The sequence below is a fragment of the Pseudorhodoferax sp. LjRoot39 genome (assembly GCF_964253035.1).
GTDB lineage: Bacteria > Pseudomonadota > Gammaproteobacteria > Burkholderiales > Burkholderiaceae_C > Pseudorhodoferax.
Window position 1 is genome coordinate 2,415,122 of the sequence record NZ_CAXUQL020000001.1, and the last position, 24,527, is coordinate 2,439,648.

23 protein-coding genes are annotated in these 24,527 nt (G+C 69.7%); 14 read left to right on the plus strand and 9 right to left on the minus strand.

All coding sequences use genetic code 11. The features are described 5' to 3' along the window. Positions 1-5: 5 nt before the first annotated feature. From murD to ACSQ4M_RS11485, 10 genes are all read left to right on the plus strand, one after another. Positions 6-1,718: a UDP-N-acetylmuramoyl-L-alanine--D-glutamate ligase gene (gene murD / locus ACSQ4M_RS11440; protein ID WP_436189650.1), complete on the plus strand. Its 1,713-nt coding sequence runs from the start codon at positions 6-8 to the stop codon at positions 1,716-1,718. Further along, positions 1,715-2,974 (plus strand): putative lipid II flippase FtsW, encoded by a 1,260-nt coding sequence (ftsW, locus tag ACSQ4M_RS11445; protein ID WP_436189651.1) that lies wholly within the window; start codon positions 1,715-1,717, stop codon positions 2,972-2,974. The genes murD and ftsW overlap by 4 nt, the downstream gene beginning before the upstream one ends. Continuing rightward, positions 2,971-4,044, plus strand: coding sequence for an undecaprenyldiphospho-muramoylpentapeptide beta-N-acetylglucosaminyltransferase (gene murG, locus ACSQ4M_RS11450; RefSeq protein ID WP_436189652.1), 1,074 nt, complete (start codon positions 2,971-2,973; stop codon positions 4,042-4,044). Before ftsW ends, murG begins: the two co-directional genes overlap by 4 nt. Further along, positions 4,041-5,447, plus strand: a complete 1,407-nt coding sequence (gene murC, locus ACSQ4M_RS11455) for a UDP-N-acetylmuramate--L-alanine ligase (protein WP_436189653.1) — start codon at positions 4,041-4,043, stop codon at positions 5,445-5,447. Before murG ends, murC begins: the two co-directional genes overlap by 4 nt. Then, positions 5,444-6,418, plus strand: a complete 975-nt coding sequence (locus tag ACSQ4M_RS11460) for a D-alanine--D-alanine ligase (protein WP_436189654.1) — start codon at positions 5,444-5,446, stop codon at positions 6,416-6,418. Before murC ends, ACSQ4M_RS11460 begins: the two co-directional genes overlap by 4 nt. Continuing rightward, a complete protein-coding gene (locus ACSQ4M_RS11465) occupies positions 6,415-7,203 on the plus strand; it encodes a cell division protein FtsQ/DivIB (RefSeq protein ID WP_436189655.1) in 789 nt (262 codons plus the stop codon). Before ACSQ4M_RS11460 ends, ACSQ4M_RS11465 begins: the two co-directional genes overlap by 4 nt. A gap of 21 nt (positions 7,204-7,224) precedes the next feature. Continuing rightward, positions 7,225-8,454: a cell division protein FtsA gene (ftsA, locus tag ACSQ4M_RS11470; RefSeq protein WP_056901155.1), complete on the plus strand. Its 1,230-nt coding sequence runs from the start codon at positions 7,225-7,227 to the stop codon at positions 8,452-8,454. 193 nt (positions 8,455-8,647) lie between these two features. Then, entirely contained in the window at positions 8,648-9,865 is a 1,218-nt protein-coding gene (gene ftsZ, locus ACSQ4M_RS11475; RefSeq protein WP_436189656.1) for a cell division protein FtsZ, read from the plus strand. Positions 9,866-10,101: 236 nt separating this feature from the next. Then, the gene (gene lpxC, locus ACSQ4M_RS11480) at positions 10,102-11,025 is read left to right on the plus strand and encodes a UDP-3-O-acyl-N-acetylglucosamine deacetylase (RefSeq protein WP_436189657.1); all 924 of its coding nucleotides are present in this window, start codon (positions 10,102-10,104) and stop codon (positions 11,023-11,025) included. 12 nt (positions 11,026-11,037) lie between these two features. Beyond that, the gene (locus ACSQ4M_RS11485; protein WP_170168133.1) at positions 11,038-11,214 is read left to right on the plus strand and encodes a hypothetical protein; all 177 of its coding nucleotides are present in this window, start codon (positions 11,038-11,040) and stop codon (positions 11,212-11,214) included. Between the two features lie 9 nt (positions 11,215-11,223). Here the strand turns inward: ACSQ4M_RS11485 and ruvC are convergent, their stop codons facing one another. The 8 genes from ruvC to ACSQ4M_RS11525 are packed head-to-tail and all read right to left on the minus strand — an operon-like array spanning position 11,224 to position 18,545. After that, a complete protein-coding gene (gene ruvC, locus ACSQ4M_RS11490; RefSeq protein WP_436189658.1) occupies positions 11,224-11,775 on the minus strand; it encodes a crossover junction endodeoxyribonuclease RuvC in 552 nt (183 codons plus the stop codon). A gap of 18 nt (positions 11,776-11,793) precedes the next feature. Continuing rightward, the gene (locus tag ACSQ4M_RS11495) at positions 11,794-12,777 is read right to left on the minus strand and encodes a phosphatidate cytidylyltransferase (RefSeq protein WP_436189659.1); all 984 of its coding nucleotides are present in this window, start codon (positions 12,775-12,777) and stop codon (positions 11,794-11,796) included. A gap of 49 nt (positions 12,778-12,826) precedes the next feature. Then, positions 12,827-13,450, minus strand: coding sequence for a lysophospholipid acyltransferase family protein (locus tag ACSQ4M_RS11500; RefSeq protein ID WP_436189660.1), 624 nt, complete (start codon positions 13,448-13,450; stop codon positions 12,827-12,829). Then, positions 13,450-14,166, minus strand: coding sequence for a monofunctional biosynthetic peptidoglycan transglycosylase (gene mtgA / locus ACSQ4M_RS11505; protein ID WP_436189661.1), 717 nt, complete (start codon positions 14,164-14,166; stop codon positions 13,450-13,452). Before mtgA ends, ACSQ4M_RS11500 begins: the two co-directional genes overlap by 1 nt. Positions 14,167-14,170: 4 nt before the next feature. Continuing rightward, a complete protein-coding gene (gene aroE / locus ACSQ4M_RS11510; RefSeq protein ID WP_436189662.1) occupies positions 14,171-15,004 on the minus strand; it encodes a shikimate dehydrogenase in 834 nt (277 codons plus the stop codon). Next, entirely contained in the window at positions 15,001-15,870 is an 870-nt protein-coding gene (locus tag ACSQ4M_RS11515; RefSeq protein WP_436189663.1) for an energy transducer TonB, read from the minus strand. The genes aroE and ACSQ4M_RS11515 overlap by 4 nt, the downstream gene beginning before the upstream one ends. After that, complete coding sequence (locus ACSQ4M_RS11520; protein WP_436189664.1) at positions 15,867-17,927, minus strand: ribonuclease catalytic domain-containing protein; 2,061 nt, start codon at positions 17,925-17,927, stop codon at positions 15,867-15,869. The genes ACSQ4M_RS11515 and ACSQ4M_RS11520 overlap by 4 nt, the downstream gene beginning before the upstream one ends. Positions 17,928-17,957: 30 nt before the next feature. Next, positions 17,958-18,545, minus strand: a complete 588-nt coding sequence (locus ACSQ4M_RS11525) for a YqiA/YcfP family alpha/beta fold hydrolase (protein WP_436189665.1) — start codon at positions 18,543-18,545, stop codon at positions 17,958-17,960. Between the two features lie 87 nt (positions 18,546-18,632). Between ACSQ4M_RS11525 and ACSQ4M_RS11530 the strand changes: the two genes are divergently transcribed. After that, positions 18,633-19,556, plus strand: a complete 924-nt coding sequence (locus ACSQ4M_RS11530) for a LysR family transcriptional regulator (protein WP_436189666.1) — start codon at positions 18,633-18,635, stop codon at positions 19,554-19,556. On the opposite strand, the gene ACSQ4M_RS11535 is transcribed toward ACSQ4M_RS11530, so the two are convergent. Next, on the minus strand, positions 19,557-20,372 hold the full coding sequence (locus ACSQ4M_RS11535) for an acyl-CoA dehydrogenase (protein ID WP_436189667.1): 816 nt from the start codon (positions 20,370-20,372) through the stop codon (positions 19,557-19,559). Positions 20,373-20,601: 229 nt separating this feature from the next. Here ACSQ4M_RS11535 and ACSQ4M_RS11540 point away from each other — a divergent pair, with 229 nt between their 5' ends. From ACSQ4M_RS11540 to rodA, 3 genes are all read left to right on the plus strand, one after another. Next, entirely contained in the window at positions 20,602-21,561 is a 960-nt protein-coding gene (locus ACSQ4M_RS11540) for a cyclase family protein (RefSeq protein ID WP_436189668.1), read from the plus strand. Between the two features lie 174 nt (positions 21,562-21,735). Then, entirely contained in the window at positions 21,736-23,268 is a 1,533-nt protein-coding gene (locus ACSQ4M_RS11545; RefSeq protein WP_436189669.1) for a diguanylate cyclase, read from the plus strand. A 77-nt stretch (positions 23,269-23,345) separates the two neighbouring features. Further along, positions 23,346-24,500, plus strand: a complete 1,155-nt coding sequence (gene rodA, locus ACSQ4M_RS11550; protein ID WP_436189670.1) for a rod shape-determining protein RodA — start codon at positions 23,346-23,348, stop codon at positions 24,498-24,500. Positions 24,501-24,527: the final 27 nt, after the last annotated feature.

The following is a 24,527-nucleotide window of genomic DNA, read 5'->3' on the forward strand; positions in this document are numbered from 1 at the left end:
GCACGATGAAACACCTCCAAGACCTCTCCGTGCTGATCCTGGGCCTGGGCGCGTCCGGCCTGGCGATGGCGCGCTGGTGCGCCGCGCATGGTGCGCGCGTGACCGTGGCCGACACGCGCGAGGCGCCGCCGCAACTGGCCCAGTTGCAGGCCGAGCTGCCGCAGGTGCGTTTCGTCGCCGGCGCGTTCGGCGCGGCCCTGGTCGAAGGCCAGGACGTGCGTGCCGTCTACCGCTCGCCCGGCCTGTCGCCCGCGCAGCTGGCACCGGTGCTGGACGCCGCGCGCGCCATCGGCCTGTTCGTCGGCGGCGAACTCGACCTGTTCGCACAGGCGATCAAGGACCTGCGCGACGCAGAACTGCCCGCCGAGGCCGAAGATGCGCCGGAGCAGGAAGCGCAGGAGCCCGGGCAGGCAGAAGAACCCATCCACGCCGAGCTGTCCGACGACACCGCGCCTTCCGAATCGGCCCCGCCGTCGGCCGCGCCCGTGCTGGCCGATGACGACGACACCAGCCTGCCGCCCATCGCGCCGCCGCCCATCGAGACGGGTTACCGCCCGGCCGTGCTGGCCATCACCGGCACCAACGGCAAGACCACCGTGACCTCGCTGACGGGCCAGCTCGTCGAGCGCGCCGGCAAGAGCGTGGCCGTGGCCGGCAACATCGGTCCCACGCTGCTGGACACGCTGGCCGCGCGCATCGCGGCCGAGGACCTGCCCGAGGTCTGGGTGCTGGAGCTGTCCAGCTTCCAGCTCGACGCCTCCAGCCAGTTCGAGCCCACGGCCGCGACCGTGCTCAACCTCACGCAGGACCACCTGGACTGGCACGGCAGCATGGCCGCCTACGCCCAGGCCAAGGCCCGCATCTTCGGCGCGCGCACGCTGATGCTGCTCAACCGCGACGACGCCGAAGTCATGGCCATGCTGCCTAAGCCTGTGGTGGCCAAGGGCTCCAAGGCCAAGCCCGTGCAGCGCGACCACCAGAGCTTCGGCGCCGAACTGCCGCAGCGCCCGGGCGACTGGGGGCTGGAAGTCGTCAATGGCATCGCCTGGCTGGTGCGCGCACGCGAGAGCGATGGCTTGAAGCGCAAGCGCTCCGAGGCGCCCGAGGAACTGACGCTGCAACGCCTGATGCCGGCCGACGCGCTGCGCATCCGCGGCCGCCACAACGCCGTCAATGCGCTGGCCGCGCTGGCACTGGCCCAGTCCGCCGGTTGCGCGCTGGCGCCCATGCTCTACGGCCTGCGCGAGTACCGCGGCGAGCCGCACCGCGTGGAGCCCATCGCCCTCGTCGAGGAGATCGAGTACTTCGACGACAGCAAGGGCACCAACGTGGGCGCCACCGTGGCCGCGCTGAACGGCCTGGGCGCCGAGCGCCGCGTGGTCGTGATCCTGGGCGGCGAGGGCAAGGGCCAGGACTTCGCGCCGCTGGCGCAGCCCGTGGCCGCCTTCGCGCGCGCCGTGGTGTTGATCGGCCGCGACGCGCCGCTGATCCGCGCCGCACTCGCCGATGCCGGCGTCGCGCTGCTCGATGCCGCCAGCATGGAGGAGGCCGTGCGCCTGGCCACCGAGCGGGCCCAGCCGGGCGACGCCGTGCTGATGTCGCCGGCTTGCGCCAGCTTCGACATGTTCCGCAACTACGAACACCGCGCCGAGGTCTTCCGCGCCGCGGTGGGCGTGTTGGCCGACGCCGCTGGCGTGGCCATGGAAGGCTCCCTATGAATCTGCCCTCGCTGCGCCTGCCCAACTGGTTCCGCGGCCTGCCGCAGGCCGCCGCCGACGCGCTTCCCGTGCGCCTGGGCACGGGCGGCTATGCGCAGACGCGCGCCACGCCCGTGCGCGTGCTGGGCTTCGACCAGACCTTGCTGTGGGTCTGCGTGGCACTGATGGCATGGGGCCTGGTCATGGTGTATTCGGCCTCCATCGCGATGCCGGACAACCCGCGCTTCAAGAACTACACGCAGACGCACTTCCTGGTCCGCCACGCGATCGCCATCGGCGTGGCCTTCGTTGCCGCGCTGCTGGCCTTCCAGGTGCCGATGCAGACCTGGGAGAAGTACTCAGGCTGGCTGTTCGTGTTCTCGGTCGCGTTGCTGGTGCTGGTGCTGGTGCCCTTCATCGGCAAGGGCGTGAACGGCGCACGCCGCTGGATCTCCATCGGCATCATGAACTTCCAGCCGTCCGAGCTGGCCAAGCTGGCGGTGGTGTTCTACGCCTCTGCCTACATGGTTCGCAAGATGGAGGTGAAGGAGAACTTCTGGCGTGCCGTGCTGCCCATGGGCGTGGCCATCGCGCTGGTCGGCGTGCTGCTGCTGCTGGAGCCGGACATGGGCGCCTTCATGGTGATTGCCATCGTCGCCATGGGCATCCTGTTCCTGGGCGGCGTCAATGCGCGCATGTTCTTCCTGATCGCGGCCGTGCTGCTGACCGCCTTCAGTCTCATGATCCTGACCTCCGAGTGGCGGCGCGAGCGGATCTTCGCCTACCTCAACCCCTGGGACGAGAAGCACGCGCTGGGCAAGGGCTACCAGCTCTCGCATTCGCTGATCGCCATCGGCCGCGGCGAGATCTTCGGCGTGGGCCTGGGCGGCAGCGTGGAGAAGCTGCACTGGCTGCCCGAAGCCCACACCGACTTCCTGCTGGCCGTGATCGGCGAGGAGTTCGGCCTGGTCGGCGTGGTCTGCGTGATCGTGCTGTTCTTCTGGCTGATCCGCCGCATCATGCACATCGGCCGCCAGGCCATCGCGCTGGACCGCGTGTTCTCCGGCCTCGTGGCCCAGGGCATCGGCGTGTGGATGGGCTTCCAGGCCTTCATCAACATGGGCGTGAACCTGGGCGCGCTGCCCACCAAGGGGCTCACGCTGCCGCTCATGAGCTTCGGCGGCTCGGCCATCCTGCTCAATGTGGTGGCCATCGCGGTGGTGCTGCGCATCGACTACGAGAGCCGGCAACTCATGCACGGGGGCCGCGGCGGATGAGCCACCTGGTCGTCATGGCGGCAGGAACGGGCGGGCACGTGATCCCGGGCCTGGCGGTGGCGCGGGAGCTGCAATCGCGCGGCTGGACCGTCAGCTGGCTGGGCACGCGCACCGGCATGGAAAACCGCCTCGTGCCGCCCTCGGGCATCGCGCTGGACACCATCGGCTTCTCGGGCCTGCGTGGCAAGGGCCTCGTGCACACGCTGACCGGCGGCATGCGCATGCTGGGCGCGTTCTGGTCCTGCCTGCAGATCCTGCGCCGGCGCCGCGCCGACGTGGTGCTGGGCATGGGCGGCTATGTCTGCTTCCCGGGTGGGCTGATGGCGGCCGCGCTCGGCAAGCCGCTGGCGTTGGTCAATGCCGATGCGGCCCTGCTCATGAGCAACAAGGCGCTGCTGCCCGTGGCCGACGCCGTCGCCTTCGGCTTCGACGGGCCGGACGTTGCGCGCGTCAAGAAATCGCAGGTCACGGGCAACCCGGTACGCCGCGAGATCGAGGCCCTGCCGGCGCCCGCCGAACGCTTTGCCGGCCGCAGCGGTCCGTTGCGCGTGCTGGTCGTCGGCGGCAGCCTGGGCGCGCGCGTGCTCAACGAATGCCTGCCCCAGGCGCTGGCTGCCATGGAGCCGGCGCAGCGCCCCCAGGTGCTGCACCAGTGCGGCCAGGGCAACGAGGCCGCCGTGGCCCAGGCCTACGCGCAAGCCGGTGTCACGGCCCAGGCCGTTCCCTTCATCGAGGACATGGCCCAGGCCCTGGCCGATTGCGACGTGGTGGTCTGCCGCGCCGGCGCCATCACCGTCAGCGAACTCTGTGTGGCCGGCGTGGCGGCCGTGCTGGTTCCGCTGATCGTCAGCACCACGTCGCACCAGCGCGACAACGCGCAGTGGCTGGCCGGGCAGGGTGCCGGCATGCACCTGCCCCAAACCGAATTGACCCCGGGCCGGCTGGCACAGCTGCTGGCCGGACTCTCGCGCGACGCACTGCAGGCCATGGCGGCCAAGGCGCGCGCATTGGCAAAACCCCAGGCGGCCGCACGCGTCGCCGACCAGATCGAAGCATTGGCCCGCGCATGAAGCACGCCATCCGTCATATTCACTTTGTAGGCGTGGGCGGCGCCGGCATGAGCGGCATCGCCGAGGTGCTGCGCAACCTGGGCTACCAGATCTCGGGCTCGGACATGTCCGACAGCACCACGCTGCGCCGGCTGGCCGGCCTGGGCATCCAGACCTTCGTCGGCCACGACGCCGCCCACGTGGCCGGCGCCGACGCGGTCGTCACCTCCACCGCCGTGCAGGCCGACAACCCCGAGGTGCAGCAGGCCCGCGCCATGCGCATCCCGGTGGTGCCGCGCGCGCTGATGCTGGCCGAGCTGATGCGCCTGAAGCAGGGCATCGCCATCGCCGGCACGCACGGCAAGACGACAACCACCAGCCTGGTGGCCAGCGTGCTGGCCGAGGCCGGCCTGGACCCGACCTTCGTGATCGGCGGCAAGCTCAACAGCGCGGGCGCCAACGCCAAGCTGGGCGGCGGCGACTACATCGTGGTGGAGGCCGACGAGTCCGATGCCTCGTTCCTGAACCTGCTGCCCGTGATGGCCGTCGTGACCAACATCGACGCCGACCACATGGAGACCTACGGCCACGACTTCGGCCGGCTCAAGGGTGCCTTCGTCGACTTCCTGCACCGCATGCCGTTCTACGGCACGGCCATCCTGTGCACGGACGACGCGGCCGTGCGCGAGATCGTGCCCCAGGTGACCTGCCCGATCACGAGCTACGGCTTCGGCGAGGACGCCCAGGTGCGCGCCGTGGACGTGCGCGCGGTGGGCACGCAGATGCACTTCACGGTGCTGCGCCGCAACGGCGTCACGCTGCCCGACCTGCAGGTGGTGCTGAACCTGGCCGGCCGCCACAACGTGCTCAACGCGCTGTCGGCGATCGCCGTGGCGGTCGAGCTCAACGTGCCGGACGCGGCCCTGCTCAAGGCCCTGGCCGAGTTCCGTGGCGTGGGCCGGCGCTTCCAGAGCTACGGCGAGCAGCCGGCAGCCGATGGCGGCCACTACACCGTGATCGAGGACTATGGCCACCACCCGGTCGAGATGGCCGTGACGCTGGCCGCTGCGCGCGGCGCCTACCCGGGCCGCCGCCTGGTGTTGGCCTTCCAGCCGCACCGCTACACCCGCACGCGCGATTGCTTCGAGGACTTCGTCAAGGTCATCGGCGAGGCCGATGCGGTGCTGCTGGCCGAGGTCTACGCGGCCGGCGAGACGCCCATCGTCGCGGCCGACGGCCGGGCGCTGGCCCGTGCGCTGCGCGTCGCCGGCAAGGTCGAGCCGGTGTTCGTGGACGACATCGGCGCGATGCCGGCCGCGATCCGCAGCAATGCGCGCGACGGCGATGTGGTGCTGTGCATGGGCGCCGGTTCCATCGGCGGCGTGCCGGCGAAGGTGGTGGAACTGGCGGGGGTGAAGGCATGAGCACGGGTTTGGCAGCCAGCATGGGCAAGGTCGCGGTCCTGATGGGCGGCACGTCGGCCGAGCGCGAGATCTCTTTCCTGTCGGGCAACGGCGTGCTGGACGCGCTGCGCCTGGTCGGCGTCAATGCGCACGCCTTCGACCCGGCGGAACGCGGCCTGCACGAACTCAAGAGCGATGGCTTCGCGCGCTGCTTCATCGCGCTGCACGGCCGCCATGGCGAGGACGGCACGGTGCAGGGCGCGCTGGAACTGCTGGGCATCCCCTACACCGGCTCCGGCGTGATGGCCTCCGCCATGGCCATGGACAAGGTCATGACCAAGCGCATCTGGGAGGCCTGTGGCTTGCCCACACCGCGCCACGTGGTGCTGCAACCTGGCAGCCAGGAACTGGTCGACGTGCGCCAAGTGCCCGACGCGCTGGGGCTGCCGCTGATCGTGAAGCCGCCGCGCGAGGGCTCGTCCATCGGCGTGACCAAGGTGCAGGGCTACTCCGAGATGATCGACGCTGTGCGCCTGTCGGCGAAGTACGACCCCGACGTGCTCTGCGAGGAGTTCATCGAAGGCGAGGAAGTGACCTGCGCCGTGCTGGGCACGGGTGCCGGCGCCGAGGCGCTGCCCGTGATCCGCATCCAGGCCCCCGAAGGCGCCTACGACTACCAGAACAAGTACTTCACCGACGAGGTGCGCTACCTGTGCCCGAGCGGCCTGCCGCAGGCCGAGGAGATGGAGATCCGGCGCATCGTGCTGGCCTCTTACCGCGCGCTGGGCTGCCGCGGCTGGGGCCGGGCCGATCTGATGATCCGCGCCAGCGACCGCAAGCCCTTCCTGCTGGAGATGAACACCTCGCCGGGCATGACGGGCCACTCGCTCGTGCCCATGGCCGCACGCGCGTCGGGCATCGCCTACCCCGATCTGTGCCTGCGCGTGCTGGCTTCGGCCACGCTGGACACCCCGGGAGCCGCCGCCGCATGAACGCCACGCTGCCAGCGCCGATGGACGTCAAGCTCATGAACGTCACCGCCTCGGTGCTGTTCCTGATCTTCGCCGGCCTCACGCTGGGCGCGCTGTGCCTGTGGGTGCTGCGCCAGCCGGTCTTCGCGCTGGGCGGCATCGAGGTGCGCGGCGAGGTCACGCACAACAACGTGCTCACGCTCAAGGCCAATGTGGCACCGCATCTGCGCGGCACCTTCTTCACAGTGGACCTGGACGCCACGCGCGGCGCCTTCGAGGCCGTGCCCTGGGTGCGCCGCGCCACCGTGCGCCGCGAGTTCCCGAACCGGCTGGGCGTGACGCTGCAGGAGCACCAGGCCGCCGCCTACTGGGGCCCGGAGAGCGGCTCGCAGCTGCTCAACAGCTTCGGCGAGGTGTTCGAGGCCAACGTGGACGAGGTGCACCGCAGCGACCTGCCGCGCCTGCTCGGGCCCGATGGCGAGTCGGACCAGATCCTGGGCATGTACCGCACGCTGGCCCCGCTGTTCGACCCGCTCGACGCCGAGGTCACGCAGCTGGAACTCACGGGCCGTGGCAGCTGGCGCGTGCAGCTCGGATCGGGCGCCGTGGTGGAACTGGGGCGCGGCACGCCCGAAGAGATCACCGAGCGCATCGAACGGTTCGTGAAAACCGTGCCCACGGTGGCGCGCCAGTACGGACGCGGCGCGGATGCGCTGGAATCGGCCGACCTGCGCTACCCGACCGGGTTCGCCCTGAAGCTGCGCGGCGTGACCACGGTCACGACGGCGGCGCCCAAACGCAAATGACGCCAAACAACAGGAACTGACATGGCGAAGGAATACAAAGATCTGGTGGTGGGGCTGGACATCGGTACGGCCAAGGTGATGGCCGTGGTGGCCGAGGTCATGCCGGGCGGCGAGCTCAAGCTGGCCGGCTTCGGCGTGGCGCCGAGCAACGGGCTCAAGCGCGGCGTGGTCGTCAACATCGACGCCACCGTGCAGAGCATCCAGCAGGCCTTGAAGGAGGCCGAGCTCATGGCCGACTGCAAGATCGCCCATGTCTACACGGGCATCACGGGCAGCCACATCCGCGGCATCAACTCCTCGGGCATGGTGGCCGTGAAGGACCGCGAGGTCACGCAGGCCGACGTGGCGCGCGTGGTCGAGACGGCCAAGGCCATCAACATCTCGACCGACCAGCGCCTGTTGCTGGTGGAGCCGCAGGAGTTCGTGATCGACGGCCAGGACGTGAAGGAGCCGATCGGCATGAGCGGCATCCGGCTGGAGGCCAAGATCCACATCGTCACGGGCGCGCAGAGCGCGGCCGAGAACATCATCAAGTGCGTGCGCCGCTGCGGCCTGGACGTGGACCAGCTCATGCTGAACCCGCTGGCCTCCAGCCTGTCGGTGCTGACCGAAGACGAGCGCGAACTCGGCGTGGCGCTGGTGGACATCGGCGCCGGCACCACCGACGTGGCGATCTTCACGGGTGGTGCGATCCGCCACACGGCGGTGATCCCGATCGCCGGCGACCTGATCACCAGCGACATCGCGATGGCCCTGCGCACGCCGACCAAGGACGCCGAGGACATCAAGGTCGAGAACGGCTGCGCCAAGCAGCTGCTGGCCGATCCCGACACCCAGGTCGAGGTGCCGGGCCTGGGCGACCGCGGCCCGCGCATGCTGAGCCGCCAGGCGCTGGCCGGCGTGATCGAGCCGCGCGTGGAAGAGATCTTCTCGCTCGTGCAGCAGGTCATCCGCGAGTCGGGCTTCGAGGAGGTGCTGTCCTCGGGCATCGTGCTGACGGGCGGCAGCGTGGTCATGCCCGGCATGGTCGAGCTCGGCGAGGACATCTTCCTCAAACCCGTGCGGCGCGGCGTGCCCAAGTACTCGAGCGCGCTGGCCGACATGGTGGCCCAGCCGCGGGCGGCCACCGTCATGGGCCTGCTCGAAGAGGGCCGCGTGGCACGCATGCGCGGCTACAAGGTGGCGCAGAAGGCGGGCTCGATGAAGACCGCCATGGGCCGTGTGAAAGATTGGTTCATCGGCAACTTCTGAGAACCATCCATGTCACACCGACTGATCCAGCAAAGCCGGCCCCCGCGGCCGGCGCGCGCCGGTCCCTGGCATGCCGGGGACGGGGGGCGATGGCGAAGCCCACACCCGCCCCCGCAACGAAGACACAAGAGCATCTAGAACCTCAGAACACACCAGGCAACTGCAACATTTTTAAAGATTGAAGGACAAGAACATGCCCATCGAAATGATCGAAGTCGAAGAGTTCAACCTCGGCACCCAAATCAAGGTCATCGGCGTCGGCGGCGGCGGCGGCAATGCCGTCGAGCACATGATCGGCTGCGGCGTGCAAGGCGTGGAGTTCATCAGCGCCAACACCGACGCGCAGGCCCTCACCCGCACGGCCGCGCACAAGACCATCCAGCTGGGCACCACCGGCCTGGGCGCCGGCAGCAAGCCCGAGAAGGGCCGCGAGTCGGCCGAAGCCGCCATCGACGACATCCGCCAGAGCATCAGCGGCGCGCACATGCTGTTCATCACGGCCGGCATGGGCGGTGGCACCGGCACGGGCGCGGCGCCCGTGATCGCGCGCGTGGCCAAGGAGATGGGCATCCTGACCGTGGGCGTCATCACCAAGCCCTTCGACTTCGAAGGCCCCAAGCGCATGTCCAACGCCGACGCCGGCCTGGCCGAGCTGGAGGCCAACGTCGACTCGCTGATTGTGGTGCTCAACGAGAAGCTGCTCGAAGTGATGGGTGACGACGCCACGCAGGACGAAGCCTTCGCGCACGCCAACGACGTGCTCAAGAACGCAGTCGGCGGCATCGCCGAAATCATCAATGTGCCCGGCCATGTGAACGTCGACTTCGAAGACGTGCGCACCGTGATGGGCGAGCCCGGCAAGGCCATGATGGGCACGGCCCTGGCCGCCGGCCCGGACCGCGCGCGCATCGCCGCCGAGCAGGCCGTGGCCTGCCCGCTGCTGGAAGGCATCGACCTGTCCGGCGCCAAGGGCGTGCTGGTGCTGATCACGGCGGCCAAGGGTTCGCTGAAGCTGTCCGAATCGCGCCTGGCCATGAACACCATCCGCGCCTACGCCTCGGCCGAAGCGCATGTGATCTACGGCACGGCCTACGACGAAAGCCTGGGTGACCAGATCCGCGTGACGGTGGTCGCCACCGGCCTGGCGCGCAACCAACGCCGTGTCGCGCCGCCGCTGCAGGTGGTGCAGCGCACGGGCACCGACAACCAGGGCTTCGCCATCCCCACGCTCAGCGCCGCCAGCGGCATGGGCGGCATGGGCCACGCCCAGCCCGACTACGACGCGATGCAGGTGCCCAAGGTCTGGCGCACGCCCAACCGCACGCAGGCCACGGCGCGCGTGGACGCGCTGTCCTCGGGCGGCATGGACGACTACGAGATCCCGGCCTTCCTGCGCAAGCAGGCCGATTAAAAGGTTCTCCCCCGTCTGGACTTCTCACTTCGTGTAGAAGTCCGATACCCCCAGGGGGCGCCGCCAGCGGCCGGGCAGAGCCCGTTCCGCTGCGGCTGCTGGCAGGGCCTGCTCCGCGGCTGCCGGAACCGTTGCTTGGGCCACCGTCGCTGCATTGATTGTGGCGATGGGAGTGATCGTTATAGCGATGGCCCTGCGGGGCGTAGGCAGGCACCATGCCCTTTAAAATCATGCCCATGCTTGCGCAACGCACCCTCAAATCCATCACCACGGCCGTGGGCGTGGGCCTGCACAGCGGCCAGCGCGTGGAGTTGACGCTGCGCCCGGCCCAGCCCGACACGGGCATCGTGTTCCGCCGCGTCGACCTGCCCGAGCCCGTGGACATCCCGGTCACGGCGCAGTCGGTCAGCGACACACGCATGGCATCGACCATTGCCAACGGCGCCGCCAAGGTGCACACGGTCGAGCACCTGATGTCGGCCTGTGCCGGACTGGGCATCGACAATCTGTACGTGGACATCAGCGCCGAAGAGGTGCCCATCCTCGATGGTTCTGCTGCCTCCTTCGTGTTCCTGCTGCAGAGCGCCGGCATCGAACTGCAGCGCGCGCCGCGCCGCTTCATCCGCGTGACCCAGCCGGTGGAAGTGCGCGAGGGCGAGGGCGCCAACCTCAAGTGGGCGCGCCTTGCGCCCTACCACGGCTTCAAGCTCAGCTTCGAGATCGAGTTCCACCACCCGGCCGTGGACTCCACGGGCCAGCGTGTGGAGTTCGACATGTCGTCGGACTCCTATGCGCGCGACATCGCGCGTGCGCGCACCTTCGGCTTCACCAAGGACGTGGAGATGATGCGCGCCAACGGCCTGGCCCTGGGCGGCGGGCTGGACAACGCCATCGTCATGGACGACTACAAGGTGCTCAACAGCGACGGGCTGCGCTACGACGACGAGTTCGTCAAGCACAAGATCCTGGACGCCATGGGCGACCTCTACATCGTCGGCAAGCCGCTGCTGGCGGCCTACAGCGCCTTCCGTTCGGGCCATGCCATGAACAACCAGCTGTTGCGCGAACTGCTGGCCCACCCCGAGTGCTATGAGATCGTCAGCTTCGACGACGAGCGCAAGGCGCCCAAGGGCTTCGCCCAGCCGCTGCGGGCCTGGTGAGCCGTCCAGCCGATGCTGCTGTTCCGCTGGGCGATCTTCTTCCTGCTGCTGGCCGCGGGCGTGATGTTCGCGTTCTATGCCGGCACCGGGCGGCCACACTACAAGCGCTGGGGCCTGCTCACGCTCAAGTGGACGGTGCTGGCGGCGCTGGGCTTCTTCGCGGTGCTGATCCTCGAACGGATCGCCTGAGCGCTGCGCTCAGCGCGCCCGCCCACCCTTGTACATCCCTGTCGTCGCGCGCTGGAGCGGCGTGGCCTGCGCGATGCGTGCCATGGCCTGGCCCACATGGGCGTGCGTGATCGCGATGCCCAGCGCATCGGCCGCGTCCTTGCCGGGCACACCGGGCAGCTGCAGCAGGCGCTTGACCATCTCCTGCACCTGGCTCTTGTCGGCGCGGCCGCTGCCGACCACGGCCTTCTTCATCTGCAAGGCGGTGTACTCGGCCACGGGCAGATCGCGTGCGACCAGCGCCGTGACGCAGGCACCGCGCGCCTGGCCCAGCAGCAGCGTGGATTGCGGGTTGACGTTGACGAACACGATCTCCACGGCCGCGGTCTGCGGCGCGTAGCGTGCGTTGATCTCGCCGATGCCGTCGAACAGCACCTTCAGCCGGGCCGGCAGGTCGCCCATGGCGGCGCTGGCCATGGTCTTGATCGTGCCGCTGGCCACGTAGTGCAGGTGCGGGCCGTCGGCGTCGATCACACCGAAGCCGGTGCACTGCAGCCCGGGGTCGATGCCCAGGATTCTCATGCGGACCTCATGCAGGGGTCATGCGCCGAAGTACCAGCGCGCGGAGTGGAAGAACACCGGCGCCGCGAAGCACAGCGCATCCACGCGGTCGAGCAGGCCGTTGGCGCCTGTGACCGAGCGGCCTTGCGGCCCCCAGTTGGTGACGCCGCGGTCGCGCTTGAGCGCCTTCATGACCAGATGGCCCATGCTGCCCGCCACGCAGGCGATGGCGCCCATGGCCAGCGCCTCGAGCGGGCGGAACGGCGTGATCGCGTAGAGCAGCACCCCGAGGCTGCTGGCCGCCAGCACGGCGACGGCCCAACTGGTCCAGTTGAAACTGCGGCTCACGTGGGGTGCGGCTGGCGGCCGTGGGAAATGCCGCGCCGCGAGGTGCTGCACCAGCATGCAGGTCTGCACCACGAAGACCAGGAAGAACACCAGGAAGGCGCCACGGCCCTCGTAGTGGCGCAGGTTCAGCAGCAGCAAGGCCGGTACATGGCTCATGCCGTAGACGCAGACCATGATGCCCCACTGCAGCTTGGCGTTGCGCTCGAGGAAGCGCTGCGGGTCGTCCGCCAGCGCGCTGACCACCGGGATGGCCAGGAACACGTAGACCGGGATGAACACCGTGAACAGGTCGAAGTGCTTGCTACCGACGAGCCAGAACTGCACCGGCAGCACGACGAAGAAGGCCAGCACCAGGCTGCGGTGGTCGCCGCGCCGGGTCGGCGACAGCGTGATGAACTCGCGCAGCGCGAGGAAGGCCACCAGCGCGAACAGCACGGTGGCGGCCGTCTCGCCCAGCACCCAGCCGACCCAGAACAGGCTGACCATGATCCAGCTGGTCTTGAGCAGCGCCCACCAGTCGGCCTGCATGGCGCGGCGTGTCTCGTCGGCCTCGCTGCGGCTGCGCACCGACAGCGTGACCAGCGCGCCGGTCACGAGGATCAGCAGGCCGAACACGAGCACGAACAGCGCGCCGACCTGCTCGCTGGAACTCAAGCTGCGCAGCCAACTGCTCATGCGGCCCCCAAGGGGGTGCGAGCTTGCTTGGGGCGGCCCGGCGCGTCGCTCATACTTCTCTCAGCGCGACCACTGCATCGCGCGCGCGGGCCAGGAAGTCCTGGCGGGATTCATCGGCCTGCAGCTGCATGGGCGCACCGAAGGTCACCGAGCACAGGATGGGCACGGGCACGACCTCGCCCTTGGGCATCACGCGCTGCACGTTGTGGATCCAGGCCGGCACCAGCACCACCTGCGGAAAGCGCAGCGCGAGGTTGTACAGCCCAGCCTTGAAGGCCTGCGGCTCCTCGGCGTGGCCGCGCGTGCCTTCAGGGAACAGAATGATGGAGTCGCCGGCGTCCAGCGCCTGCACCAGCGGGGCGAGCGGGTCCTGGCCTTCGGTGCGCTCGCGGTCCACGTAGACGGCGTTGAACACGGCGGTGGTGATCCACTGGCGCAGCGGCGTCTTGGTCCAGTAGTCCTTGGCCGCGATGGGCCGTGTGATGCCGCGCAGCTCGGCCGGCAGCGCGGCCCAGATCATGACCAGGTCGGCATGGCTCTGGTGGTTGGCGAAGTAGATGCGCTGCTCGGCCTTGGGCGGGCAGCCCCACCAGCGCGCCTGCGCGCCGGTGAGCAGGCGCACGAGGCCCAGCAGCAGCCAGCCGACGATCTTGGCGCGGGTGCCTGTTCCCATCACGGCAGTTGCACGTCGCCCATGCGGGCGACGATGGTGCGGCTGCGTCCCGCCAGGTAGGCCGAGTTCGGCAGCTTCTCGAAGTAGCGCGGCCGCGGCAGCATCACGGCCAGCCGCGCGGCCTCGTAGGCCGTCAGCTGCGCCGCGCTCTTCTTGAAGTAGTGGCGCGCGGCGGCCTCGGCGCCGAACACGCCTTCGCCCCATTCCACGCTGTTGAGGTAGATCTCCAGGATGCGGCGCTTGTCCAGCAGGGCTTCGAGCACCAGCGTCAGCACGAACTCCTGGCCCTTGCGCAGCAGCGTGCGCTCACCCGACAGGAACAGGTTCTTGGCCAGTTGCTGCGTGATGGTGGAGCCGCCGACGATCTTGGCCGGTTTGGCGTTGGGCCGTGTCGCAGCGCGTTCCGCAGCCTGCTCGTTCTTCTCCCAGGCCTTCTCCAGCGCCTGCCAGTCCACGCCGTCGTGGTCGGGAAAGCCGGAGTCTTCCGAGGCGATCACGGCGCGCTCGAGGTTGTCCGAGATCTGCGGCGCGTCGACCCACTGTTGGCGCCAGTGGAAACTTGTGCCCGAGGTCGCCAGGCGCCAGGCCTCCGACCGCTGGAACGCGGTGGACTGCGGCGCGAGCACCGCCATCAGCGCGATGCGACCGACGAAGAACAGCTGCAGCGCGAGCGCGGCGACGGCGAGCAACAGCAGCCAGCGGCCGATCTGGCGCATGGGCTCAGGCGTCCACGATGGCGCGCAGCTCCGCCAGCACCTGCGCCGAGGGCGGCCGCACGCCGCGCCACAGCGCGAAGGATTCGGCCGCCTGCTCGACCAGCATGCCCAGGCCGTCGCGCGCGCGTGCGCCGTGGGCACGCGCCCAGGCCAGGAAGGGCGCGGCTGCGGGGCCGTACATCATGTCCACGGCCAGCGCGCCCTCGGCCAGTACGCTGGCGGCCACGGGCACGCCGGCGCCGGCCAGGCTGCTCGCGCTGGCGTTTACGACGATGTCGAAGCGGCCATCCACGCCGTCGAGCCCGCAGGCCTGCAGCGCGCAGCCATGCTGGCGCGCCAGCGCGGCGTGGCGGTCGACCAGGGTCCGGGCCTTGGCCACGGTGCGGTTGGCCACGGCGATGCGCAGGGCACCGGCGGCGATCAGCGGACCCAGCACGCCGGCCGAGGCGCCTCCGGCACCGACCAGCAGCAGCGAGCGGCCGGCGATGGCCTGGCCCGCGTGCTGCGTGATGTCCTGCACCAGGCCGGCGCCGTCGGTGTTGTCGCCGTAGATCCCTTCGGCGGAGAGCTTGAGCGTGTTGCACGCGCCGGCCAGGCGCGCGCGGTCGGAATGCGCCGTGGCCAGTGCCGCGGCCTCGAGCTTGAACGGCACGGTCACGTTGCAGCCCTTGCCGCCGCCTGCCCGAAAGCCCTGCACGGCCGCCGTGAAGCCGTCCAGCGCGACATGCAGCCGGTCGTACACCACGGCTTGTCCCGTCAGTTCGGCGAAGCGGGCGTGGATCCAGGGCGAGCGGCTGTGGGCCACGGGGTTGCCCATCACGCAGTAGTCGAAAGTCATGGCGGTGTGCTGACGTTGGTTTGCAGCGTGGCATCGCGTGCGAAGCGAAAGCGCGAGACCACGAGGATCTGGTCGGCCTGCATGCGCATGGCCGGCGTGAAGCCGCCGTAGGGGCCGGCGGCGCGTGCGATGGCCTGGGCGCGCTGGTCCAGCAGGCGGTTGCCCGAGCTCTCGGCGACCTCGGTGGACAGCACCTGGCCGCCGTGGTCCACCGTGATGATCATGACCAGTTCGCCGTACAGCTTCCTGCCGTTGTGTTCGGGGAAGTTCTGCGTGCCGCGCTCCTCGACCTTGCGGCGCAGCGCGTCGTAGTAGACGGCGTAGACCGCCTCGCGCGTGGAGGGACTCACCACGCGGCGCTTGGGCCGCGCGTTCTCGATCTCGATGCGCCGCTCGATCTCGGCCAGGTGCTGCAGCAGCTGGCGCCGGCGCTCGTCCTGCTCGCGTGCCTCGGCCGATTCGCTGATGTTGCGCGGGTCGGGCGGCGGCAGCGCGGCCAGCATGCGCGTGACCTGGGCCAGCAGCAGGGTCTGCTGCTGGTGCATGGCCTCGACCTGGCGCTGCGCCTCTTCGATGGCGTCGCCGACGTCGGCGCGCGGCGAAGGCGGCAGCGGCGAGGTGGCGCGGCCGGCCGCGGCATCGCCGCCGCCGGCCAGGGAGGCCTGGGCGATGGCCTGGGCCTTGTCGGGCCGCTCGTCGGACTTGGCGTTGACGAGGATGACCTCCAGCGGCGTGTCCTGGAACAGCCGGTCGAACGCGGCCGGGTCGGCAAAGCGCACGGCCAGCAGCGCGGCGTGCGCGGCAACCGAGAACAGCAGCGCCGCCTGCAGCGTGCTGAGTCGGCGCAGCCAGGCCGGCGCCTTCATGGCGTGGGCGCGTCCTCTGCCGGGGCGGCCGGCGCGTCCATGTCCACGGCGATCGCGATGGGGCCGGCTGCGGCCTCCTCGTCGTCCGTCTCTTCCTCGGTGGCGGCCGGCGCATCCAGTGCATCCAGGCGCTCGACCACGGTGCCGGCCACGTCCAGCGTGATGAGGTCGATCGCGCCCAGCTTCACGCGCACATGGGCGTTGCGCGGCAGGCCCTGCGCGCCCATCACGCCCAGCACCAGCGGCAGGCTGTCGGCGCGCACCAGGCCGTCCTTGATGACCTGGCCGTCGATCTCGGTGATGCCGTTCTGCTGCAGGTACATCAGCGTCCAGAAGCGCTCCATGCCGCCCTGGAAGCCGTTGTAGGCGCTGTAGGCGGCATCGAAGCTGGAGATGACCGAGAACAGATCGGCATCCTTGGGCTTGAACGGCGCGGCCAGCGCGGCCGTCTTGCCGTGGCGCGCGCAGGCGATGATCTGCCACTGGTTCACGAGGTCGGTGTAGCGGCGCAGTGGCGAGGTGCTCCAGGCGTAGGCCGGCACGCCGATGCCTGCGTGCGGCAAGGCCTTGGTGCCCATGCGCACCTTGACGCCGGGCGCCAGGCTGGCCTGGCTGCGGTAGATGCCGGGCACGCCGCAGGCCGCGAGCCACTGGCCCCAGCTGCTGTTGGCCAGGATCATGGCTTCGGCCACGATCAGGTCGAGCGGCGCACCGCGTTGGCGCACGCTGATCTCCACGCGCTCGCGGCCGGCCGGCTCCTCGCCCAGCGGGGCCTCGGGGCTCTCGACCAGGCGGAAGTTGTAGTCCGGCCGGTTGAAGGTCTCGGGCTTGCCGCGCACGACTTCGCGCTGGGCCTTGAGGTGGCGCGCCAGCCGGTACAGGAAGGCCAGTTCGGCCGGCTGCACACCCGCCGGAAGATCCGGCAACGCGGGCGGCGTCTCCTGCGCCAGCCATTCCTCGGTGATCAGCGTGTCCAGCTGGTCATGGCGCAGGTTGGCGGCGATCGGCACGCGTTCCAGCCGGGTCTCGGTGCCACGCAATGCCAGCGTCTGGGCGTCGAAGCGCGCGTACAGCGAGACGGCTGGGCAGTCGCGCCCTTCCTGCAGCGTGTAGCTCTGCACCACCTCGTCGGGCAGCATGGTGATCTTGTGGCCCGGCATGTAGACCGTGGACAGGCGCGTGCGCGCCACCTGGTCGATGGCCGTGCCGGGCGCAATCGCCAGGCCCGGTGCGGCGATGTGGATGCCGACCGTGACCTCGTCCGTGCCCAGGCCCTGCAGCGACAGCGCATCGTCGATCTCGGTGGTCTGCGAGTCGTCGATGGAGTAGGCGCGCACGGCGGCCACCGGCAGTTCGTCGGCGATGGCCGGGGCCTGCAGCGCGGCGAAGCCCGTGCCCTTGGGGAACTGGTCGAACAGGAAGCGGCGCCAGTGGAACTCGTAGGGCGAATCGATGGCGCCGGCGCGCTGCAGCAGGTCCAGCGGCGCGGTCTGCGTGGCGCGCGAGGCCTCGACCACGGCCTTGTACTCGGGGCCGTTCTTGTCGGGCTTGAACAGGATGCGGTAGAGCTGGTCGCGGATGGGCGCGGGGCAGCGGCCCTCGGCCAGTTCCTGCGCCCAGTCGTCGATCTGCAGCTGCAGCAGCCGCTTCTTCTCGATGGCCGCCAGTGCCTGCTGGATCTGCTCGGCCGGGGCCTTGCGGAAGCGCCCCTTGCCGGCGCGGCGGAAGTAGTGCGGCGCTTCGAACAGGCGCAGCAGCGCGCCGACCTGCTGGGCCAGCGTGGCGTTGTCGCTGAAATAGACCTTGGCGAGGTCGGCAAAACCGAATTCGTCGTCGCTGGCGAACTCCCAGGCCAACTCGAGCTCGATGGACTCGGCCTGCGAGCGGGCCTCGGCCAGCAACACCTGCGGCGTGGGCTTCTCGAACTTGAGCAGCAGGTTCGCGGCCTTGACCTTGACCCGCTTGCCGCTGTCCAGCTCCACCTGGGCCGAGGCGTCGGCCTCGGACAGCACCCGGCCGGTCATGAACTTGCCGGCTTCTTCGAACAATGCGTACATGGGCGGTATTGTCCCCGAGCCGGGTGAAGCCTAAGCGGCCAGCAGGAAATCGAAGACTTCGTCGATGTGCGCGGGGAATTCGCTGATGGCGTGGTCGCTGCCTTCGAGCAGCCGGAGGCGGGCCCCGGGATAGCGCGCGCACATCTCGCGCCAGTCCAGCACCTCGTCGCCCTTGGCCACGATGGCGAACATGCGCGCGGTGTCGGCCGCGGCGGCCTGCTGCTCCAGCACGCGCAGTTCCGCCACGTGGTCGGCCGTGAAGACGAAGCGCTGCGCCGGATCGTGCCAGCTGCTGTGCTCGCCGATGTGGCGCGACAGGTCGCGCGCCGGGTGCACGGCCGGGTTCAGCAGCACGGCGCGGCAGCCGGTCTGCGCGGCCACGCAGGTGGCGTAGAAGCCGCCCAGCGAGGAGCCGGCCACGGCCATGCGCTCGCGCGGCCAGCTGGCGATGCCGGCCAGCACCTCGTCCATGGCCTGGCGCGGCGAGGGCGGCAACTGCGGGCACCACCAGGTGAGGTCCGGGTGCTGCGCCTGTACACGCGCGGCCATCAGGCGGGCCTTGGTCGACAGCGGCGAGGAGCGAAAGCCATGCAGGTAGAGCAGGTGGGTCAAGGACATGGTGTGAGCAAGTGTTTCGGGGCGCGCCGCAAAGCCTGCGGGCACCACAGAATCCGCGACCGACAAAAACAAGCGGAGGAGAGCCGCATGGCCGTCCATTTCGACCTCGTCGATCTGCGCCTGATGGTACGCATTGCCGAAGCCAACAGCCTCACGCGCGGTGCCGAGGCTTCGCACATCTCGCTGCCCGGCGCCAGCATCCGCGTGAAGAACCTGGAGGAAAGCGTGGGCACCAAGCTGCTCTACCGCACCAGCCAGGGTGTGACGCTGACGCCGCCGGGCCAGGCCATGGTGCAGCACGCGCGCCTGGTGCTGGCGCAGCTGGAGCACCTGCGCGGCGAACTGCAGGAGTACGCCAAGGGCGTGAAGGGCCATCTGCGCGTGTTTGCCAACACCACGGCGCTGGAGTATTTGCCTGACGTGCTCAAGGAGTACCTGGTCGGCCATCCCGACGTGAACGTGGATCTGCGCGAAAAGCTGAGCCCGGACACCGTGCGCGCCGTCAGCGAAGGGCAGACCGACATCGGTCTCGTGGCCGGCACGGTGCGCACCGAGAACCTGGAGGTGATCCCCTACCGCGTAGACCGGCTCGTGCTCGTGGTGGCCACCGGCCATGCCTTCGCGCAGGCGCCCTGCATGGCCTTCGGGGACACGCTGGACTGCGACCACATCGGCTTGTCGGAAGCCAGCGCGCTGCACGGCTTCCTGCGCCGTGTGTGCGACAACCTGCACCGGCCCATGCAGGTGCGCATCCAGGTCGGCAACTTCGAGGCGGCCTGCCGGCTCATCGAGGCCGGTACCGGCATCGGCGTGTTGCCGGCCAGCGCGGCCGCGCGCCACGCGCAAACCATGGCCATCCGCACGGTGCCGCTGTCCGACGACTGGGCCGTGCGCGCCCAGCAGATCTGCGTGCGCAGCCTGAAGGCGCTGCCGCCGTTCGCGCGCGACCTGGTCGACCTGCTGGTGGCCGATGCGGCGGCGGCGCGGGCGCAGCAGCTGGAAACGGCCTGATCAGTCCGCGCACTCGGCATGCGCCTGCAGCGCGAGCCGGCCCGCAGCATCCTGGGCCCACAGCGTGCGATGCCCCGGGCCGTCGTCGCGTCCGGCCAGGCGCAGTGGCTGGCCGGACGGCACCGGGCGCAGCAGCGTGCAATCCAGCGCGCGCAGGGCGGTGGCCGGCCGCTCGCGCCGCAGCAGGTCCACCGCCAGCGTGGCCAGCAGGGCCGGCGGCAGCAGGCCGGTGGCGCCGTCGTGCGCGGCCTGGCTGTCGAAACGCAGGGCCGCATAGCGGAACAGCAGCACGGCACCGGGCGTCAGCAGCCGCGCGAAATGCGCCTCGGCGGGTACCGGCTGGGGCGTGGCGCCGGGCCGGGCGCCGGCCGCGCGGCAGACCAGGTCCTGTTCTTCCTCGAGCGCCAGGCCCTGGGCGTTGGTGATCTCGTGGCGCAGCGTCAGCCGCACGCCGCCTTCGGGCAGAGCCTGCGCCTGCTGCACGCGCGACTGGCGCAGCATCTCGTCGCCCACGCGCAGCGCATGGTGGAAGCGCAGCCGCACGCCGGTCCACTGGCGCTGCGGCCATTCGGGCGGCAGCAGTTCGGCGTGGCGGCCGGTCTCGCCGTCATGCTCCACGCCGCTGGTGGTGCGCAGCGGCCAGAAGAACAGCCAGTGCGCGAGCGGCGGCAGTGCATCGCCCGGCAGCGGCGGCCGCTCGGCATGGTCCAGCGTGGCCGCCAGCGCGGCCAGCGGCGCTGCCGTCACCTCGTCCACGCGCTGTGTGCTGCGGCCCCGCAGCTGGCGCAAAGCGGCCTGCACGTCGTCATCCGTCATGCGGCAAGCTTGGCGGCGCAGGCCCGGCGCGTCCATTTGGTTTTCGGCAAGCGGCCCTTCAAGCGCATTGAAGCGCCGTGCTGAGGCCCCCCTTTGCCATCTTTTAATACCGCGCCGCTGGCCCTTTGGCGATGATGGTCCGGCCCCGTGTGCCGGCCCGTTCACGAGGAGACCCGCGGGGCGCGCGGAGCGTTCAGCATCTGCCGGCCCTCGCCAAGGAGGAGACACCATGGGAAGCCCCTACCGATTCGTTCCACTGCTGCTGGCCGCGGCCAGCCTGGCCGTGTTGCCGGCCTGTGCACAGCAGCCGCAGCAGCCCGACTGGTGCAAGTCCAAGTGGGGCGCGGGCGACGAGATCGGCGCCGGCAACCTGCTCACGCCTGAACTGGCGCTGGCCGCGTCCAAGCTGGTCAAGACCGGCAAGACCTACCGGCTGGGCGTGGAGACCAATGCCAAGACGCCGGCCTATGGGCCGCGCAGCTGGGCATTGGTCATCAACCAGCCCGGCCAGGTGGGCGGCGTCGGCCTGGGCGCCACCAAGACCAACTACAACGACGACATCTACATGGGCTACGTGGGCACCGGCACGCAGATCGACGGCATGGGCCACATCGGCGTGGACAACGTCTACTACAACTGCAACAGGAACAGCGAGTTCGTGCAGGCCAACGGGCTGACCAAGCTGGGCATCGAGAAGGTGCCGGGCTTCGTCACACGCGGCGTGGTGCTGGACATGACGGCCTACTACGGCCAGAACCCTGTCGCCGAGGGCACCGCCTACAACCGCAAGGAGATCGACGAGCAGGCCAGACGCCAGGGCGTGGAGATCAGGAAGGGCGACGTGGTGCTGTTCTACAGCGGCTGGCTGAGCCTGGTGGGCAAGGACGACAAGCGCTACATCGGTGGCGAGCCCGGCGTTGGCAAGGAGGGTGCCGAGTACCTGGCCAGCAAGCAGGTGGTGGCCGTGGGCGCCGACACCTGGGGCGTGGAGGCGATTCCGTTCGAGAAGGGCGTGGGCATCTTCGAGATCCACCAGATCCTGATCCCCAGGAACGGCATCTACATCCTGGAGAACGTGGACACGGCCGAGCTGGTGAAGGACAAGGCCTGGGAGTTCATGTTCGTATTGGGCGCGAGCCGCATGACCGGGGGGGTGCAGGCAATCGTGAATCCGATCGCGATCCGTTAGTCGGGCGTGCGCGCGGTGCCGCGCCGCAGGGCAGCGGCGCGGCCGCTGTGCTGGGAAGACGCCTTCAGGCTGTTGCGTGTACACACAAATTGGATGCTGAGGGCCGAATTCGGTACGATCGCGGACCTCCGTGCACCCTCCGTCACGCTTTCGACCCTGCCTGCCCGCCTTCCCATGCTCGACCGATCGCCCAGCGAAATCGCCAGAGAAGCCTTCAAGCGGCTGGCCGAGAAGCGCCTGCCACCCACGCCCGAGAACTACCAGACGCTCTACCACGAGGTGGCGGGCACGCTGCCGCCGGCCCACTTCCCATCCGAGTCCCTGCGCCAGATCGCGGCCGCCATGCCGGCGCGCAACCCCGGCCAGGAGAAGCAACTGGGCCTGCTGGAGTCGGCCATCGGCCAGCGCAGCTGGGACAAGGTCGAGGCCGCGCTGGTGGCCTATGGCAGCTTCGCGGTCGGGCCTTCTTCTTTCGCTGCGCTGGAGCCCGTCGCCGCAGGTCCGGAGCCGGATGCGGCCACCGTGCTGGTGCTGGAGCAGGTGGCGCGGCTGATCGAGTGCGCGCAGCCGGCCCTGGGCAAGGAAGATGCCCGCTTTGCCGAGCAGACGGCCGAGGTGCTGCAGCTGCTGCGCCGGCCACAGCTGCAATTGCGTGACGCGCGCTCGGTGTTGGGCAACTACGCGCTGCGGCTGTCATTCGCGGCCGAGGACCAGGCCGAGATCCGCAACGGCCTGCTGAGCCTGCTGAACCTGGTGTTCGAGAACATCGGCGAGCTCTGCGTGGACGACCGCTGGATGCGCGGCCAGATCGATGCGCTGCGCAGCGCCGCCACGCCGCCGCTGAACCTGCGCCGGCTCGACGACGTGGAACGCCGGCTCAAGGACGTCATCTTCAAGCAGACCGAGGCCAAGGGCCGCGCCTACGAGGCGCAGCTGCAGATGCGCCAGCTGCTGGCCACCTTCGTCGACCGCCTGTCGCTCATGACCGAGAGCAGCAGCACCTACCACAGCAAGATCGAGCAGTGCGCGCGGCAGATCGAGCAGGCGACCTCGCTCGAGGAACTGGGCCCGGTGCTGCAGGAGGCCATCGCCGCCACGCGTGCGATGGCGCGCGACACCGTGCACTCGCGCGACGAGCTGCAGGCCATGCGGGCCAAGACCCAGGAGGCCGAGGCGGCGATCACCAAGCTGCATGTGGAGCTGGACCGCGTGAGCGCGCTGGCCCGCCACGACGCGTTGACCGGCGTGCTGAACCGCCGAGGCCTGGACGAGACGCTGCAGCGCGAGGTGGCCACGGCGCGGCGCAAGAGCCAGGCGCTGTGCGTGTCGCTGCTGGACGTGGACAACTTCAAGCGCCTGAACGACCAGCTTGGCCACGATGCCGGCGACAATGCCCTGCAGCACCTGACCGAGGTCGCGCGCATGGCGATCCGGCCGCAGGATTCGCTTGCCCGCTACGGCGGCGAGGAGTTCGTGATCGTGCTGCCCGACACCGTGCTGGCCGACGCCATTGCCATCCTCACACGCCTGCAGCGCGAACTGACCACGCGCTACTTCCTCAACGGCAAGGACAAGGTGCTGATCACCTTCAGTGCCGGTGTGGCCCAGCTGGGCGACGAGGAGGCCGTGGCCGACGCGCTCAAGCGTGCCGACGCGGCGATGTACCTGGCCAAGCGCACCGGCAAGAACCGCGTTCTCGGAGGCTGATGCCCGGGTGATCGCGGTGCCATCTGCGCCGCGGCCTGCGCGCGCCGGATAATCCGCGCTCGGTTTTCTTCTCTTCCATGGCCGCTGTTCTCGACAATCCCCCGCTGTGGCGCCGTGCGCTGCCGCTGTTTCGCGGCTTCGACGCGCTGCTGGCTTTCGCCGTGCTGCTGCTGTGCGCGGCCGGCCTGCTGGCCATGTACTCCTCGGGCTACGACCATGGCACGCGCTTCGTCGACCATGGCCGCAACATGCTGCTGGCCGGCGCCATCCTGTTCGTGGTCGCCCAGGTCCCGCCGCAGCAACTCATGAAGTTCGCCGTGCCCGTCTACGTGGTGGGCGTGGTGCTGTTGCTGGGCGTGGAGTTCTTCGGCATCACCAAGAAGGGCGCGACGCGCTGGATCAATGTCGGCGTGGTGATCCAGCCCAGCGAGATCCTCAAGATCGCCACGCCGCTGATGCTGGCCTGGTGGTTCCAGCGCCGCGAGGGGCACCGCCAGCCGTTCGACTTCGTCGTGGCGTTCGCGCTGCTGGCCGTGCCGGTGCTGCTGATCATGCACCAGCCCGACCTGGGCACCTCCATCCTGGTGGCGGCGGCCGGCATGTCGGTGATCTTCTTCGCCGGCCTGCCCTGGCGGCTGATCGTGCCGCCCGTGCTGCTGGGCGTGATCGGCATTGGCCTGCTGGTCTGGTTCTCGTCCGACCTGTGCCAGGACGGCGTGCGCTGGGTGGTGCTGCGCGAGTACCAGCAGCAACGCATCTGCACGCTGATGGACCCCACGCGCGACCCGCTGGGCAAGGGCTTCCACATCCTGCAGGGCATGATCGCGATCGGCTCGGGCGGTGTGTTCGGCAAGGGCTTCATGCAGGGCACGCAGACGCACCTGGAATTCATCCCCGAGCGCACCACCGACTTCATCTTTGCCGCCTACTCGGAAGAGTTCGGCCTGCTCGGCAACGGCTTCCTGATCCTGGCCTTCGTGTTCCTGATCCTGCGCGGCCTGGTCATCGCGCTGGAAGCGCCGACGCTGTTCTCGCGGCTGCTGGCGGGGGCCATCACGCTGATCTTCTTCACCTACGCCTTCGTCAACATGGGCATGGTCAGTGGCATGCTGCCCGTGGTGGGCGTGCCGCTGCCCTTCGTGAGCTACGGCGGCACGGCCATGGTCACGCTGGGCTCGGGGCTGGGCATCCTGATGTCCATCGCCAAGTCGAAGCGGCTCTTGCAGACCTGACAGCGGCGCGGCCATCGGGGGACTCCT

Coding starts and splice junctions, on each gene's coding strand:
- ACSQ4M_RS11525 (WP_436189665.1), bottom strand. CDS start 18,545: ATGTCCTTGACCCACCTGCTCTACCTGCATGGCTTTCGCTCCTCGCCG.
- murG (WP_436189652.1), top strand. CDS start 2,971: ATGAGCCACCTGGTCGTCATGGCGGCAGGAACGGGCGGGCACGTGATC.
- ACSQ4M_RS11535 (WP_436189667.1), bottom strand. CDS start 20,372: ATGACGGATGACGACGTGCAGGCCGCTTTGCGCCAGCTGCGGGGCCGC.
- murC (WP_436189653.1), top strand. CDS start 4,041: ATGAAGCACGCCATCCGTCATATTCACTTTGTAGGCGTGGGCGGCGCC.
- ACSQ4M_RS11515 (WP_436189663.1), bottom strand. CDS start 15,870: ATGAAGGCGCCGGCCTGGCTGCGCCGACTCAGCACGCTGCAGGCGGCG.
- murD (WP_436189650.1), top strand. CDS start 6: ATGAAACACCTCCAAGACCTCTCCGTGCTGATCCTGGGCCTGGGCGCG.
- ACSQ4M_RS11460 (WP_436189654.1), top strand. CDS start 5,444: ATGAGCACGGGTTTGGCAGCCAGCATGGGCAAGGTCGCGGTCCTGATG.
- lpxC (WP_436189657.1), top strand. CDS start 10,102: ATGCTTGCGCAACGCACCCTCAAATCCATCACCACGGCCGTGGGCGTG.
- ftsZ (WP_436189656.1), top strand. CDS start 8,648: ATGCCCATCGAAATGATCGAAGTCGAAGAGTTCAACCTCGGCACCCAA.
- rodA (WP_436189670.1), top strand. CDS start 23,346: ATGGCCGCTGTTCTCGACAATCCCCCGCTGTGGCGCCGTGCGCTGCCG.
- ACSQ4M_RS11495 (WP_436189659.1), bottom strand. CDS start 12,777: ATGAGCAGTTGGCTGCGCAGCTTGAGTTCCAGCGAGCAGGTCGGCGCG.
- ACSQ4M_RS11485 (WP_170168133.1), top strand. CDS start 11,038: ATGCTGCTGTTCCGCTGGGCGATCTTCTTCCTGCTGCTGGCCGCGGGC.
- ACSQ4M_RS11465 (WP_436189655.1), top strand. CDS start 6,415: ATGAACGCCACGCTGCCAGCGCCGATGGACGTCAAGCTCATGAACGTC.
- ACSQ4M_RS11500 (WP_436189660.1), bottom strand. CDS start 13,450: ATGGGAACAGGCACCCGCGCCAAGATCGTCGGCTGGCTGCTGCTGGGC.
- ACSQ4M_RS11545 (WP_436189669.1), top strand. CDS start 21,736: ATGCTCGACCGATCGCCCAGCGAAATCGCCAGAGAAGCCTTCAAGCGG.
- aroE (WP_436189662.1), bottom strand. CDS start 15,004: ATGACTTTCGACTACTGCGTGATGGGCAACCCCGTGGCCCACAGCCGC.
- ACSQ4M_RS11540 (WP_436189668.1), top strand. CDS start 20,602: ATGGGAAGCCCCTACCGATTCGTTCCACTGCTGCTGGCCGCGGCCAGC.
- mtgA (WP_436189661.1), bottom strand. CDS start 14,166: ATGCGCCAGATCGGCCGCTGGCTGCTGTTGCTCGCCGTCGCCGCGCTC.
- ACSQ4M_RS11520 (WP_436189664.1), bottom strand. CDS start 17,927: ATGTACGCATTGTTCGAAGAAGCCGGCAAGTTCATGACCGGCCGGGTG.
- ftsW (WP_436189651.1), top strand. CDS start 1,715: ATGAATCTGCCCTCGCTGCGCCTGCCCAACTGGTTCCGCGGCCTGCCG.
- ftsA (WP_056901155.1), top strand. CDS start 7,225: ATGGCGAAGGAATACAAAGATCTGGTGGTGGGGCTGGACATCGGTACG.
- ACSQ4M_RS11530 (WP_436189666.1), top strand. CDS start 18,633: ATGGCCGTCCATTTCGACCTCGTCGATCTGCGCCTGATGGTACGCATT.
- ruvC (WP_436189658.1), bottom strand. CDS start 11,775: ATGAGAATCCTGGGCATCGACCCCGGGCTGCAGTGCACCGGCTTCGGT.